The 14,210-nt window shown below is 69.6% G+C and carries 11 protein-coding genes, 1 tRNA gene and 1 pseudogene; 6 read left to right on the top strand and 7 right to left on the bottom strand.

Going from position 1 to position 14,210, the window contains the following annotated elements:
- The 7 genes and pseudogenes from G537_RS0128125 to G537_RS40345 form a co-directional block, all read right to left on the bottom strand.
- Window positions 1-482 (bottom strand): annotated as a pseudogene (locus G537_RS0128125) (glutamine--fructose-6-phosphate transaminase (isomerizing)); the annotation flags it as partial.
- Entirely contained in the window at window positions 482-1,843 is a 1,362-nt protein-coding gene (glmU, locus tag G537_RS0128120; RefSeq protein WP_026872921.1) for a bifunctional UDP-N-acetylglucosamine diphosphorylase/glucosamine-1-phosphate N-acetyltransferase GlmU, read from the bottom strand. The pseudogene G537_RS0128125 and the gene glmU, both read right to left, overlap by 1 nt.
- 107 nt (window positions 1,844-1,950) lie before the next feature.
- Window positions 1,951-2,793 (bottom strand): DUF3108 domain-containing protein, encoded by an 843-nt coding sequence (locus G537_RS0128115; protein ID WP_026872920.1) that lies wholly within the window; start codon window positions 2,791-2,793, stop codon window positions 1,951-1,953.
- Window positions 2,794-3,058: 265 nt separating this feature from the next.
- Window positions 3,059-3,133 (bottom strand) — tRNA-Val (locus G537_RS0128110).
- Window positions 3,134-3,256: 123 nt separating this feature from the next.
- Window positions 3,257-4,393 (bottom strand): peptidoglycan-binding domain-containing protein, encoded by a 1,137-nt coding sequence (locus tag G537_RS44800; protein ID WP_026872919.1) that lies wholly within the window; start codon window positions 4,391-4,393, stop codon window positions 3,257-3,259.
- 119 nt (window positions 4,394-4,512) lie between these two features.
- Window positions 4,513-5,514, bottom strand: a complete 1,002-nt coding sequence (gene dusA / locus G537_RS40350; protein WP_051249233.1) for a tRNA dihydrouridine(20/20a) synthase DusA — start codon at window positions 5,512-5,514, stop codon at window positions 4,513-4,515.
- A gap of 54 nt (window positions 5,515-5,568) precedes the next feature.
- Complete coding sequence (locus tag G537_RS40345; RefSeq protein ID WP_081689100.1) at window positions 5,569-6,984, bottom strand: DEAD/DEAH box helicase; 1,416 nt, start codon at window positions 6,982-6,984, stop codon at window positions 5,569-5,571.
- Between the two features lie 349 nt (window positions 6,985-7,333).
- On the opposite strand from G537_RS40345, the gene G537_RS0128090 reads away from it, so the two are divergent.
- From G537_RS0128090 to G537_RS0128065, 6 genes are all read left to right on the top strand, one after another.
- On the top strand, window positions 7,334-8,248 hold the full coding sequence (locus tag G537_RS0128090; RefSeq protein WP_026872918.1) for a LysR family transcriptional regulator: 915 nt from the start codon (window positions 7,334-7,336) through the stop codon (window positions 8,246-8,248).
- A gap of 103 nt (window positions 8,249-8,351) precedes the next feature.
- Window positions 8,352-9,518, top strand: a complete 1,167-nt coding sequence (locus G537_RS0128085) for an ABC transporter substrate-binding protein (protein ID WP_026872917.1) — start codon at window positions 8,352-8,354, stop codon at window positions 9,516-9,518.
- Window positions 9,519-9,695: 177 nt separating this feature from the next.
- Window positions 9,696-10,742, top strand: coding sequence for an ABC transporter ATP-binding protein (locus G537_RS40340; protein ID WP_051249232.1), 1,047 nt, complete (start codon window positions 9,696-9,698; stop codon window positions 10,740-10,742).
- 2 nt (window positions 10,743-10,744) lie between these two features.
- Window positions 10,745-11,686 (top strand): ABC transporter permease, encoded by a 942-nt coding sequence (locus G537_RS0128075; protein WP_026872916.1) that lies wholly within the window; start codon window positions 10,745-10,747, stop codon window positions 11,684-11,686.
- Window positions 11,676-12,506: an ABC transporter permease gene (locus G537_RS0128070; protein ID WP_026872915.1), complete on the top strand. Its 831-nt coding sequence runs from the start codon at window positions 11,676-11,678 to the stop codon at window positions 12,504-12,506. The genes G537_RS0128075 and G537_RS0128070 overlap by 11 nt, the downstream gene beginning before the upstream one ends.
- A 29-nt stretch (window positions 12,507-12,535) precedes the next feature.
- Entirely contained in the window at window positions 12,536-13,963 is a 1,428-nt protein-coding gene (locus tag G537_RS0128065) for a gamma-aminobutyraldehyde dehydrogenase (protein ID WP_026872914.1), read from the top strand.
- Window positions 13,964-14,210 lie beyond the last annotated feature (247 nt).

The raw sequence follows: 14,210 nt of genomic DNA, 5'->3' as shown, positions 1-14,210 counted from the left end.
AGGAAGGCCAGGGCGAAGGCCCCCTCCAGCCGCTTCAGCGCCGCGGCGCTGGCCTCGCGCGGCGCCATCTGCCGGTCGAGGTAATGGCTGACCAGATGGGCGACGATCTCGGAATCGGTCTCGGTGGCGAAGACGTGGCCGAGCCCCTCGAGCTCGCGCCGCAGCTCCCGGAAGTTCTCGATGATGCCGTTGTGCACGATCGCCACCCGGCCGGTCGCGTGCGGATGGGCGTTGCTCTCGCTCGGCCGGCCATGCGTCGCCCAGCGGGTGTGGCCGATGCCGATGGTGCCGTCGATCGGCGCCTCGTCCAGGCGCCGTTCGAGGTTCGCCAGCTTGCCCTCGGCCCGGCGGCGCTCGATCCGCCCCCCGACCAGCGTGGCGATGCCGGCCGAGTCATAGCCGCGATACTCCAGCCGCTTCAGCGCCTCGACCAGCCGCGACGCGACCGGCTGCCTCCCGACAATGCCGACGATGCCGCACATCAGCCCCTCTTCTCCTGCTCGCGCCGAGCCTTCTCGGCCTTCTTCTTCTCGCGGTAGCGCGGCGCCCAGCCGGGCTTCTCCTCCTGCCGGGCGCGGCCGATCGCCAGCGCGTCCGGCGACACGTCGCGGGTGATGACGCTGCCGGCGGCGATGTTGGAGCGGTCGCCGACCGTGACCGGGGCCACCAGTACGGTGTCCGAGCCGACGAAGACCTCGGCGCCGATGCTGGTCTTGAACTTGTTGTAGCCGTCGTAGTTCGAGACGATGGTGCCGGCGCCGATATTGGTCTTCTCGCCGACCGAGACGTCGCCGAGATAGGACAGGTGGTTGGCCTTGGCGCCGGCCGCGAGATCGGCCGCCTTCAGCTCGACGAAATTGCCGATATGCGCCCCCTCGCCCACCACCGTGGTCGGCCGCATCCGGGCGAAGGGCCCGATCCGGGCGCCGGAGCGGATGGTCGCCCCCTCGATATGGCAGAAGCCCAGGATCTCGACCCGGTCCTCGATGGTGACGCCCGGGCCGAAGAAGGTCGACGGCCCGATCACCACGTCGCGCCCGACCTTTGTGTCGGCCGAGAACCAGACGGTCTTCGGGTCGATCAGGGTCGCGCCTTCCAGCATGGCGCGGCGGCGCAGCCGGTCCTGCAGGATCGCCTCGGCCTCGGCCAGCTCGACCCGGGAGTTGATCCCCATCACCTCGGCCGGGTCGCCCTCGACCACGCTGCAGGCCCAGCCGCGGGCGCGGGCGGCGGCCACCGTGTCGGTCAGGAAGAACTCGCCCTTGGCGTTGTCGGCCTTCAGCGCCGCGATCAGCTCGGGCAGGCGGCGGCCGTCGAAGGTCATGATCCCGGCATTGCACAGGCCGATCTGGCGCTCGAACTCGCTGGCCTCGGAGAACTCGACGATGCGGTCGAGGCCGCCGTCGCCGGTCAGCACCAGCCGGCCGTACTGGGCCGGGTCGGCCGGCCGCATGCCGAGCACCACCACGGCGGGATCCTCGGCGGCGCGCCGGGCTTCGACCAGCCGTTCCAGCGTCGCGGGCGACAGCAGCGGCGTGTCCCCGAACAGCACGATGACATCGCCCTGGAAGCCCTCGATCGCCGGCAGCGCCACGCGCACCGCGTCGCCGGTGCCCTTCTGATCCGGCTGGACGACGGTCGGCAGCGGCGCGACGCTGCGCGACACCGCCTCCATCCCCGGGCCGACCACCACGACGATCCGCTCGGGCGCCAGGGCCTGGGCAGCGGCGGCGACATGGCCGAGCATCGACCGGCCGGCGATCTCGTGCATCACCTTGGGCCGGTCGGATTTCATCCGCGTGCCCTTGCCGGCGGCGAGGATGAGACAGGCGACAGCGCTCACGGGCGGCAGCTCCAACGTCACAGGACAGCGTGGGGTGTGGTCTGCCACGACCGCCCGGAAAGCGAAATTCAATTATTGTTTCGGCGGGTTACGGCCTTCGGCTGAGATCAGGAGGCACCGGCCGCGATCGCGCGCAGATGCACCACGACGCGGCCCCAGGGCGACTCGCTCTCGATCCGCACCGGGACCGCCGGCAGGCCGGCGCGCGGCGAGGCCAGCCAGGTGTCGATCACCCGCTGGTCGGGCGCCCGCGAGCTGCGCTGGAAATATTCCGTCGGCCTCGTGGTGCGCCGTTCGTCGCCGAAGTTGAAGTCGCCGACCATCGGCGTCAGCGACAGGGTGCAGCGCTGGGCCGCGCCGCCATACACCCCCTGCTCCGCCTTCTGCAGCATCACCGTGCCGCCGTCGGTCAGGTCGGCGCGGTACAGCCGGCGGCCGTCGAACACCGGCACCTGGCCGGCGCAGGCGGCGGCGCCGACATGCAGGGCCTGCAGGATCGAGACCACGCCGCTCAGCGGGTCCACCGCATTGACCAGCCGCTCGGGCGGGATGGTCTGCTCGCGCTTCGGCTTCTTGCTCGGCACGACCTCGACATCCATCCGGCCGCCGCCGAGGAAGGTGATGGTGGTGGTCCTGCCGTCGTCGCCGTTGATCCGCTCCACCACATTGCGGGCCGGGCGCACCCGGGCGCCGTCCAGCGCACCGCTCGACCGGACGTTCGAACGCCAGTCGCTGAAGGTGGCGGCGATGCCGACGACATGGGCCGACAGGTCGACATCGTAGCGGTCGGTCCCGAGCGACAGGCCGGACGTCACCTCCAGCATGCGCAGGCCGCCGACATAGACGTCATAGGTCATGCGGGCGCCGGCATCGGCGGCGGCCGGGCCCGGCGCCGTGGCGATCAGGGCACAGGCCGAGGCGGCGATGGCGGTCCGAAGCAGTCGGGGCATGCGCGTCGGTGTCCTCGCTGTGGCGATGGGTCGCTAGACTGGGGTGAAACTGGGGCGCGATTGCGGCGATATCCAGATGCGGCCTCGGCTGTCGTCCCCAGCCGTCATTGCGAGGAGGCGGAGCCGACGAAGCAATCCATGCTTCCGCTCTTGCGGCCCTGGATTGCTTCGCTGCGCTCGCAATGACGCTTCTGGGAATTCCGAAAGGTTCATCCTGCGGGATGACCGAAGCCCAGGTTCAACGGCTTCCGTCATTTGAGGATGATGGTGGGCGCGACAGGGATTGAACCTGTGACCCCTCCCGTGTGAAGGGAGTGCTCTCCCGCTGAGCTACGCGCCCCCGCGTCGTCGGGGCCGCCTAAGTACGGGGCGGCGCCTCGGCTGTCAAGGCCGGATTGTCGGGTCGTCGGGGCGGCATCCATGACACGACCTGCTCCCGGCGGAATGAGGGATGCTGCCCGGCTCACGCCAGCCACGACATGGCGTGAAGGAAGAGGTTGGGCATCAGGATGTGGACGTCGTTGCCGGTCCTGGGGGGCGGCGAATAGGCGGTCCAGCGGGCCGCCGGGGCGCTGTAGACGCGATGCCCGCCCGGTCTCAGCCCGCCTTGCAGGTATCGCCGGAAGACGGCCCCGCCGGCACCGGAGAAATGCTTGTGCGGGCTGTTGGAATAGAGGCCGTCGAAATCGGTGAGGTCGGTCAGCAGCCCGCTCGGGGCGGCCTGGCGCGCGAAGGTCGCGAGGGCGGAGATGCCGACGCTGAAGCTGGCGGCCCCGATCGCGCGGACGGTGGGAGGGGTCGCGTCCCCGGTCACGGTGCCGCGGACGATGCCCAGCAGCTCGGTGATGCGGGCGACCGGGTCGCCGGCCAGAAAACCGAGCGTCGCATACATGTGCCCCGCCATGAACGGCACCAGCAGCACCTGCCTCCGGCCGGATTCGGCGAGCTGGGATCCGAGCCACGGCACATAGCGATAGACGTTGTCCCAGCGGCCCGCGAAGGTCGGATAGTCGGCATCGCTCAGGCCGGCCTGGCCCGGGGCCGGATGGAAGAAGATCTGCGCCTCGTCGAAGGCCTCGACGGTGGTCGGCACCGCAGCGCCGACCCAATAGACCTTTCCCTGCCGCGTGATGCGGTACATCAGCCGGCGGATCGGCACCTTCGGCGTCACCGTGTCGAACGGGACGAGATTGCCGCTGCCGGGATCGACCCGGGTGACCGAGGAGGGCTCGACGATCCGGTAGCCGAACGTCGCCGGCTGGATGTCCTCGGCCGGCATGGTCTGGACCACCTCGTCGGCCGAGGGCGACGGACCGGGCCGGGGACCGGGGCCGGCCAGGAGGCGTGCATCGAGCTTGGCCAAGGTGCCGCGGCCGACGAAGCCGTCCCACTGCCGGCTGTCGGCCGGGAACGCCGATTGCTGGAACGCGATCACCGCCGCCGTGGTCCCGGGACCGAAGACGCCGGGCAGGTCGCCGCCATCCGCGAAGAAGCCGAGCTGGCTCAGGGCCTGCTGGATCCGGCGGACGGCATCGGGATCCTCGACCGACGGCTGCGGCTTCACCGAAGGCGGCCCGGCCGCCGCCCGCTGCAGGCGCATGTTTCCCGCGAGAATCGGATGCCTCAACGCCACAGGAGCCCCCCTCCGACGGATCTGTGCCGGAGTCTATGTGCGGCACGGATCCGGCTCCATCCCCCTGAATTCGGGGGGTGTCCGGGTCAGGCCGCCCGGCGCTGCTCGATCGCGGTCTCGACCAGATCCACGGCGGCGCGCAGCACCTCCGGCCCCGCCCCCGGACGGTGCGCGTTCTCGGCCAGGTGGCGGCGGAAGGCGCGGGCGCCGGGCACCGCCTGATAGAGGCCGAGGATGTGGCGGGTCATGGCCCCCAGCGGCACGCCCTTCGAGCGCATCGCCTCGACATAGGGCAGGAAGCCGTCGATCGCGTCGCGGCGGCTGCGGACCGGCCCGTCCTCGCCGAAGATCCGGCGGTCGGCCTCGGCCAGCATCCAGGGGTTCTGATAGGCCTCGCGGCCGATCATCACGCCGTCGACATGGGCCAGCTGCGCCTCGGCCGCGTCGAGCGAGGTGATGCCGCCGTTGATGGCGATGGTGAGGTGCGGAAAGTCGCGCTTCAGCCGGTGCACCACCTCGTAGCGCAGCGGCGGGATCTCGCGGTTCTCCTTCGGGCTCAGCCCGCTCAGCCAGGCCTTGCGGGCATGGACGATGAAGGTGTCGCAGCCGGACTCGGCGATCGTGCCGATGAAGTCGATCAGTTCCTCGTAGCTGTCGCGGTCGTCGATGCCGATGCGCGACTTGACGGTGACCGGCACGTCGCAGGCGGCGCGCATCGCCGCGACGCAGGCGGCGACGGTCGAGGGTTCCGCCATCAGGCAGGCGCCGAAGCGGCCGGACTGCACCCGGTCGCTCGGGCAGCCGACATTGATGTTGATCTCGGCATAGCCCCAGTCGGCGCCGATGGCGGCGGCGCGGGCCATCGCCTCCGGGTCGCTGCCGCCGAGCTGCAGCGCCACCGGCTGCTCGGCCTCGGAGAAGCCGAGGATGCGCTCGCGGTCGCCGTGCAGCACCGCCCCGGTCGTCACCATCTCGGTGTACAGCCGGGCGCGGCGCGAGATCTGGCGCAGGAAGAACCGGCAGTGCCGGTCCGTCCAGTCCATCATCGGCGCCACGGAGAGGCGGTGCGTGTCGGCGTTCGAGGTCATGGCTCGCAGTCTATCCGGGACGGTGCCGGGACCGAAGCCCCGGCACTGCTCAGGTTATCGCCCAACGGGCCGGCGGCGCATCGGCGCCGAGCCGCCGTCATTCGCCGGCGCCGGACGGCGGTCGCCGCCCTGATGAGCCGGGCGCTGGCCCTGGCCATGATGGCCACCATGGCCATGCGACCGCTGGCCCTGGGGTCGCTGCCCCTGGCCGTGATGGCCGCCATGGCCATGCGGGCGCTGGCCCTGATGCCCCTGCGGGCGGCCGCCACGCTGCTGCGGCTTGCCCTGGCCGCGCGGGCCCGGGCCGGCACTGCGCTGGGTGAAGGGGATGGTGGAGCGGTAGGCATGCTCCTCCACCACCGGCACCGGCTGGCGGATCAGCTTCTCGATGTCGCGCAGATAGGCGCGCTCCTCGACGTCGCAGAAGGAGATCGCCATGCCGTCGGCCCCGGCGCGCGCGGTGCGGCCGATGCGGTGGACATAGCTCTCCGGCACGTTCGGCAGCTCGAAGTTGATCACATGCGTGACGCCGTCGACATCGATGCCGCGGGCGGCGATGTCGGTCGCCACCAGCACCCGCACCTTGCCGTTGCGGAAGCCCAGCAGCGCGCGCTCGCGCTGGCTCTGCGACTTGTTGCCGTGGATCGCGTCGGCGACGATGCCGGCCTGGGTCAGCTGCTTGGCCACCCGGTCGGCGCCGTGCTTGGTGCGGGTGAAGACCAGGACGCGGCGGATGCTCTCGTCATCGCGCAGGATCTCGGTCAGCAGCGCGCGCTTGTCGTCCTTCTCGACGAACATGACGCGCTGGTCGATGCGCTCCGCCGTGGTCGCGACCGGCGCCACCTCGACCCGAACCGGGTCGGTCAGCAGCCGGCCGGCCAGGTCGGAGATGTCGGTCGGCATGGTGGCCGAGAAGAACAGGCTCTGCCGCTTCGCCGGCAGCGTGGCCACGATCTTCCGGATGGCGTGGATGAAGCCCATGTCGAGCATCTGGTCGGCCTCGTCCAGGACGAAGACGTCGAGCTCGTTGAGGCGGATGGCGCCCTGGGACATCAGGTCCAGCAGCCGGCCCGGCGTGGCGACCAGCACGTCGACGCCCTGCGCCATGGTGCGGATCTGCGGGCCCATGCCGACGCCGCCGAACACGGTGGTGCGGGTCAGGGGCAGATGGCGGCCATAGACGCGGAAGCTCTCGGCGATCTGGCTGGCCAGCTCGCGGGTCGGGCTCAGCACCAGGGCGCGGCAGCCGCGGCGCGGCGCGGTGCGCCGGTCGGCCATCAGCCGGTGCAGGATCGGCAGGGCGAAAGCGGCGGTCTTGCCGGTGCCGGTCTGTGCCACGCCCAGCAGGTCGCGGCCCTGCAGCAGATGGGGAATGGCCTGCGCCTGGATCGGGGTGGGGGTCTCATAGCCTTCGGCCGCCAGAGCCTTGAGGATCAGCGGGTTCAGGCCGAGATCGGTAAAACTGGTCAAAGGGGTACTTTCGGTAACAACGACGCCGAGCCACCGGGCCCGGTCCTTCCGGGTCGTGGCGATGAGCGCGGGTTGACGATGACGCCCCGCGCGATCTGGGCAGTCGGATGAATTCGATCGGGACCGACAGGACGCATCCCGGAGGGGAGCGCTCACGCGATCGGTGGCCGATGGCTGCCGTGGCAGCGCCCGGAATGTCGTGGCGCAGTGCACAAAAGTCAAGGCTGTCGGGGGCTTTGCATTCCTGCCGTGCATGGCACATTACAAAATTTCGTTCGGTTTTGCCGATCATCTGCTCTTGCCATCGATTTTCCTTGCAGCCAGCCCCGGGCGGCGGGACCGTGACGACATGAACGTCACCTTGCGCCAGATCGCCTATTTCACCGCGGTGGCGGAAGCCGGCTCTGTCTCGGGCGGCGCGGCGGCGGTCGGCATCTCGCAATCGGCGATCACCGACGCTCTGAAGGCGCTGGAGGAGCAGACCGGCGCAAGGCTGTTCGAGCGCCATGCCCGCGGCGTCATCCTGACCTATCCCGGCCACCAGTTCCTGCGCCACGCCCGCACCATCCTGGCCGCGGTGGCCGACGCCCAGAACGCGCTCAGGACCCTGCCCGAGGCGGTGCAGGGCACGCTGCCGCTCGGCGTCACCGCCATGGTCTCCGGCTATTTCCTGGCCGATCTGCTGGCCCGGTTCCGGCGGGTGTTCCCGAACGTCACGGTCGAGGTGATCGAGGAGGAGCGGACCTATATCGAGCACCTGATGATCAATGGCGAGATCGCGGTCGCGGTGATGATCGTCTCGACGCTGGAGAACCGCGACGCGCTGGAGAGCGAGATCCTGGTCCGCTCCGAGAGCCGGCTGTGGCTGCCGCCCGACCACCGTTTCATGGGGCGCGAGGCGATCCCGCTGGCCGAGATCGTCGACGAGCCGCTGATCGCGCTGGCGGTCGACGAGATCGTCGAGGCCAGCGACCTGCTCTGGCGGGCCGCCGGGCTGATCCCGAAACGCGTCCTGCGCACCGCTTCGGTCGAGGCCGTGCGCAGCCTGGTGGCGACCGGCGCCGGCGTCGCCATCCTGCCCGACATGGCCTATCGCCCCTGGTCGCTGGAGGGCGACCGGATCGAGGCCCGGCCGCTCGCCGATCCGCTGCCGACCCTCGATGTCGGCGTGGTCTGGCGCCGCGGCTCGCCCCTCTCCGCCCCTGCCGAGACCTTCATCCAGGTCGCCCGCACCCATCCGGCGCCGCGGCTGCGGTCGCTGTAGCCATCGGTTTTCCCGATAGCAAAACAGGATATTTCATATTTCTCGGGATCCCGGCAACGGACCTAGCATTCTCCCCAACAACAGAACCAACGGGGAGACCAATATGGGACCGCACCTCCGCCGGATCCTGGCCCTGGGCAGCGCCCTCGCCATGATCGGCGCCACCGCCCTGGCCGGCGCCGCGCCGCTGACCGAGATCGGCCCGGGCGAAGGCCAGGTCGATATCGTCGCCTGGGCCGGCTATATCGAGCGCGGCGAGACCGACAAGGCCTATGACTGGGTGACCGGCTTCGAGAAGGAGACCGGCTGCAAGGTCAACGTCAAGGTCGCCGGCACCTCGGACGAGATGGTGGCGCTGATGAACGAGGGCGGCTTCGACCTCGTCACCGCCTCCGGCGACGCCAGCCTGCGCCTGATCTACGGAAAGCGGGTGCAGGAGATCAACACCGAGCTGATCCCCGGCTGGAAGACCATCGATCCGCGGCTGCAGAACGCCCCCTGGTTCACCGTCGACGGCAAGCATTACGGCGTGCCCTATCAGTGGGGCCCGAACGTGCTGGCCTACAACACCGAGGTGTTCAAGGAGCCGCCGAAGAGCTGGAGCGTGGTGTTCGAGCCGACCACCCTGCCCGACGGCAAGCCGAACAAGGGCCGGATCGAGGCCTATGACGGGCCGATCTACATCGCCGACGCGGCGCTGTATCTGATGAAGGCGAAGCCCGAGCTCGGCATCAAGGACCCGTACCAGCTGAACGAGGAGCAGTACAAGGCGGCGCTCGAGCTGCTGCGCGGCCAGCGCCAGCTGGTGATGCGCTACTGGCACGACGCCATGGCCCAGGTCGACGACTTCGTCAACGAGGGCGTCGTCGCCTCCTCGACCTGGCCGTTCCAGGTCAACCTGCTGAAATCGCAGAACAAGCCGATCGCCAGCGTGATCCCGGAGGAAGGGGCGACCGGCTGGGCCGACACCACCATGCTGCATGTCGACGCGGCGCATCCGAACTGCGCCTACAAATGGCTGCAGCACTCGCTGAACCCGAAGCTGCAAGGCGACCTCGCCGCCTGGTTTGGGTCGGTGCCGGTGGTGCCCGACGCCTGCAAGGGCAACCAGCTGCTCGGCGCCGAGGGCTGCAAGACCAACGGCTTCGAGAATTTCGAGAAGATCCACTTCTGGACCACGCCGCGCCAGCAATGCGAGGCGCATCCGGAAGGCTGCGTGCCCTATCTGCGCTGGACCACGGATTACATCGCCATCCTGGGCGGGCGGTAGGCTTCGTCGGCGCCCTCTGACACAGGGCGCCGCCCCCTTCTTCCGTCATCCCCGCGAAAGCGGGGATCTCGCGAAGGCTTCGATCCGAAGAGATTCCCGCTTTCGCGGGAATGACAGCGTGTTTTGGGTGAGGAGCATCTCGCCACAAAACACACCCATCATCAGGGCGTTTGACCCATGACCGACCGCAGCATTGCCGTCCGCTTCGACCATGTCAGCCGCCATTTCGGCTCGGTGCGGGCGGTGGACGATGTCAGCTTCGAGATCCGCGACGGCGAGTTCTTCTCCATGCTCGGCCCCTCCGGCTCGGGCAAGACCACCTGCCTGCGCCTGATCGCCGGGTTCGAGCAGCCCACATCCGGGCACCTGCTGCTGCACGGCCACGACGTCTCCACCACCCCGCCCTATGACCGCGACGTCAACACCGTGTTCCAGGACTACGCCCTGTTCCCGCATATGAGCGTGTGGGAGAACGTGGCCTACGGGCTGATGATCCGGCGCGTGCCGAAGGCGGAGCGGCGGCGCCGGGCCGAGGAGATGCTGGCCATGGTCAAGCTCGGCGATTTCGCCGGGCGGCGGCCGGCCCAGCTGTCGGGCGGCCAGCGCCAGCGCGTCGCCCTGGCCCGCGCCCTGGTCAACCGCCCCTCGGTGCTGCTGCTGGACGAGCCGCTCGGCGCCCTCGACCTCAAGCTGCGCGAGGCGATGCAGGAGGAGCTGAAGGCGCTGCAGCGCCAGGTCGGCATCACCTTCGTCTACGTCACCCACGACCAGGGCGAGGCGCTGGCGATGAGCGGCCGGGTGGCGGTGTTCAACCGCGGCCGGGTCGAGCAGATCGACACGCCCGCCGCGATCTACGACCGGCCGGCCACCGCCTTCGTCGCCGGTTTCGTCGGCGCCTCGAACATGGTCGACGCCGCCACGGCCGGGAAGCTGATGGGCCAGGCCCGGCCCTTCGCCCTGCGGCCGGAGCGCATCCGGATCCTCGGCGACGGCCAGCCCGCGCCCGCGGATGCGGTCGAGGTCGCCGGCACGGTCGACGGCGTCAGCTTCCTCGGCGCCACCACCCGCTACCGCGTGGCGCTGGCCCCCGGCGGCGCCGTCGACGTGGTCGAATCCAACCTCGACGCCACGCCCAAGGCGCCCGGCCAGGCGGTGCGGCTGGCCTGGCGGCGCGACCACGCCCATCCGCTGGCGCCCCACCCACCAGAAGGTGTCGCAGCGTGACCATGGCGGCCACCCTCCCCGCCCCCGCGGCGGACGGCTTCGGCCGGCGCGCGGCGCGGATCCTGTACCGCAATGGCTGGCTGCTGCTGATCCTGCTGCTGACGCCGCCGCTGCTGTGGCTCGGCGTGGTCTATCTCGGCTCGCTGTTCGCCCTGCTGCTGCAGAGTTTCTATTCGGTCGACGACTTCACCGGGATGATCGTCCCGGAATTCACCCTGTCGACCTACCGGGCGCTGTTCACCGCCGCCAACATGGATATCGTGCTGCGCACGGCGGTCATGGCGGCGACGGTTACCATAGTATGCGCGCTGATCGGCTTCCCGATCGCCTATTACGTCGCGCGCTACGCCCGCGGCCGGGCCAAGGCGGCCTTCTACATCGCGATCATGCTGCCGCTGTGGTCGAGCTATCTGGTCAAGGTCTATGCCTGGAAGCTGATCCTGGCCCGCGAGGGCGTGATCACCTGGCTGGCGGCCGAGCTGCACCTGACCTGGCTGCTGGACGGCATCCTGGCCCTGCCGGTGGTCGGCGGCCCGTCCCTGTCCAGCGCCTATATCGGCACCGCCGTGGTCTTCGTCTACATCTGGCTGCCCTATATGATCCTGCCGGTGCAGGCGGCGCTGGAGCGGGTGCCGCGGTCGCTGACCGAGGCCTCGGCCGATCTCGGCGCCCGGCCGGCCCAGACCTTCCGCACCGTGATCCTGCCGCTGGCCTTCCCCGGCGTGGTCGCGGGGTCGATCTTCACCTTCTCGCTGACCCTCGGCGACTACATCATCCCGGGCATCATCGGCTCCTCCCGCCCCTTCATCGGCCAGGTGGTGCTGCAGCTGCAGGGCACCGCCGGCAACGTGCCGCTGGCCGCCGCCTTCACCGTGGTGCCGATCGTGATCATGGCGATCTATCTGACGGCGGCGAAACGTCTGGGGGCCTTCGATGCGCTCTGACGGCAAAGTGACCGCCGGCACCGGCGCTCCGCTCGGCCTGCGCCTGATGGCCCTCGGCGGCCTCTTGTTCCTGCATGTGCCGCTGCTGTTCATCCTGCTCTACGCCTTCTCCAGTGACGAGAAGACCTTCCAGTTCCCGCCGCCCGGCCTGACGCTGCAATGGTTCAGCGTCGCCTGGCTGGACCGGCCGGACATCTGGGCGGCGCTGTGGCTGTCGGTGAAGGTCGCCGCGCTGGCGACGGCGCTGGCCATCGTGCTGGGCACCTGCGCCGCCGCCGCGGTCTGGCGCAGCCGCTTCTTCGGGCGCGAGTCCCTGTCGCTCCTGATCATCCTGCCGATCGCCCTGCCCGGCATCATCACCGGCATCGCCCTGCGCTCGGCCTATGCGCTGATGGAGATCCCGTTCAGCGTCTGGACCATCATCATCGGCCACGCCACCTTCTGCATCGTCGTGGTCTACAACAACGTGCTGGCGCGGTTCCGGCGCACCTCCGGCTCGCTGATCGAGGCGTCGATGGATCTCGGCGCCGACGGGTTCCAGACCTTCCGCCACGTGGTGCTGCCGAACATCGCCACGGCCCTTCTGGCCGGCGGCATGCTGGCCTTCGCCCTCAGCTTCGACGAGGTGATCGTCACCACCTTCACCGCCGGCCAGCAGCAGACCCTGCCGATCTGGATGCTGACCGAGCTGATCAAGCCGCGGCAGCGGCCGGTGACCAACGTCGTCGCGATCATCGTCATCGCCGTCACCGTCCTGCCGATCCTCGGCGCCTACTACCTCACCCGCGACACCCACGACTTCTCCGGCTCCGGCAAGTAAGACCGGACCGCCCTGAAGGGAGAGCATCCATGGATATCGAGCTTCTGATCGACGGCGCCTTCGCGAAGGGCGAAGGCCAGGCCGAGCAGGTGCTGAACCCGGCGACCGGCAGGCTGATCGTCGAGGTGCCGGAGGCCTCGCAGGCCCAGCTCAACGCCGCCGTTTCCGCCGCCGCCCGCGCCTTCGAAAGCTGGTCGCTGACCACCCCGGCCCAGCGCGCCGCGCATCTCTTGAAGCTGGCCGACGCGATCGAGCGCGAGGCCGAGGCCTTCGCCCACCTCGAATCGCTGAACTGCGGCAAGCCCTATGCCCGGGTGCTGGAAGACGAGATGCCGGCGATCATCGACACCTTCCGCTTCTTCGCCGGCGCCACGCGCTGCCTGACCGGCTCGGCCGCCGGCGAATACGTCGCCAACCACACCAGCATGATCCGGCGCGACCCGATCGGCGTGGTCGGGTCAATCGCACCCTGGAACTACCCGCTGATGATGCTGGCCTGGAAGATCGCCCCGGCCCTGGCCGCCGGCAACACGGTGGTCATGAAGCCGTCGGAGCAGACGCCGCTGACCGCGCTGAAGCTGGCCCGCACCCTGGCCGAGATCTTCCCGAAGGGCGTGATCAACATCGTCGCCGGCCGCGGCGAGACCGTCGGCTCGGCCCTCACCAGCCACCCACAGGTGCGCATGGTGTCGCTGACCGGCGACATCGCCACCGGCCAGAAGGTGCTGCAGGCGGCGGCGAAGAGCCTGAAGCGCACCCATCTCGAGCTCGGCGGCAAGGCACCGGTGCTGGTGTTCGACGATGCCGATCTCGAGGCGGTGGTGGCGGGCGTGCGCGCCGGCGGCTTCTACAATGCCGGCCAGGACTGCACCGCCGCCTGCCGCGTCTATGCCGGGCCGAAGGTCTATGACCGGCTGGTGGCCGATCTGGCGGGCGCGGTCGCCAGCCTGAAATACGGCGCGCCCGACGACGCCGCGACCGAGCTGGGGCCGCTGATCAGCGAGCGCCAGCGCGACCGGGTGGCCAGCTTCGTCGAACGCGCGGCGGCGCAGAAGCACACCGAGATCGTGACCGGCGGCGGCAAGGCCGAGGGCGGCGGCTTCTTCTTCAAGCCGACCCTGGTGGCCGGGGCGCTCCAGACCGACGAGATCGTGCGCAAGGAGGTGTTCGGGCCGGTCGTCTCGGTCACCCGCTTCGACGACCCGGACGCCGCCATCGCCTGGGCCAATGACAGCGACTACGGCCTCGCCTCATCGGTGTGGACCGGCAGCGTGAAGACCGCGCTGAAGACCTCGGCCCGGCTGCAATACGGCTGCGTCTGGGTGAACGCGCATTTCACCCTGACCACCGAGATGCCGCATGGCGGGCTGAAGATGTCCGGCTACGGCAAGGACATGTCGATGTACGGGCTGGAGGACTACACCATCGTCCGGCACGTGATGCTGAATTTCGGGTGACTCCTCCCTCCTTTTTCCTGTCATTGCCGGGCTTGACTCGGCAATCCAGGGGCCACGGAGAGCGGCTCAGGCCGCCCCTGGATCCTCGGGTCAAGCCTACGGGTGTCCGGTTAAGGGTTTCGGGGTGCGGAAGAGGAGTCGGACTCAATTTTTATTGTCATCGCCGGGCTTGACCCGGCGATCCAGGGGCCACCCAGAGCGGCATCGACATTCCTGGATGCCCGGGTCAAGCCCGGGCATGACAGTT

It is taken from the genome of Inquilinus limosus DSM 16000, assembly GCF_000423185.1.
Lineage (GTDB): Bacteria > Pseudomonadota > Alphaproteobacteria > DSM-16000 > Inquilinaceae > Inquilinus > Inquilinus limosus.
This window is presented reverse-complemented; position numbering and strand designations above follow the sequence as displayed.

What these genes read in the sequence shown, in the direction of transcription:
- G537_RS0128115 (WP_026872920.1), bottom strand. Translation starts at nt 2,793, where the DNA reads ATGCCCCGACTGCTTCGGACCGCCATCGCCGCCTCGGCCTGTGCCCTG.
- G537_RS44800 (WP_026872919.1), bottom strand. Translation starts at nt 4,393, where the DNA reads ATGCGCCTGCAGCGGGCGGCGGCCGGGCCGCCTTCGGTGAAGCCGCAG.
- dusA (WP_051249233.1), bottom strand. Translation starts at nt 5,514, where the DNA reads ATGACCTCGAACGCCGACACGCACCGCCTCTCCGTGGCGCCGATGATG.
- G537_RS0128090 (WP_026872918.1), top strand. Translation starts at nt 7,334, where the DNA reads ATGAACGTCACCTTGCGCCAGATCGCCTATTTCACCGCGGTGGCGGAA.
- G537_RS0128085 (WP_026872917.1), top strand. Translation starts at nt 8,352, where the DNA reads ATGGGACCGCACCTCCGCCGGATCCTGGCCCTGGGCAGCGCCCTCGCC.
- G537_RS40340 (WP_051249232.1), top strand. Translation starts at nt 9,696, where the DNA reads ATGACCGACCGCAGCATTGCCGTCCGCTTCGACCATGTCAGCCGCCAT.
- G537_RS0128075 (WP_026872916.1), top strand. Translation starts at nt 10,745, where the DNA reads ATGGCGGCCACCCTCCCCGCCCCCGCGGCGGACGGCTTCGGCCGGCGC.
- G537_RS0128070 (WP_026872915.1), top strand. Translation starts at nt 11,676, where the DNA reads ATGCGCTCTGACGGCAAAGTGACCGCCGGCACCGGCGCTCCGCTCGGC.
- G537_RS0128065 (WP_026872914.1), top strand. Translation starts at nt 12,536, where the DNA reads ATGGATATCGAGCTTCTGATCGACGGCGCCTTCGCGAAGGGCGAAGGC.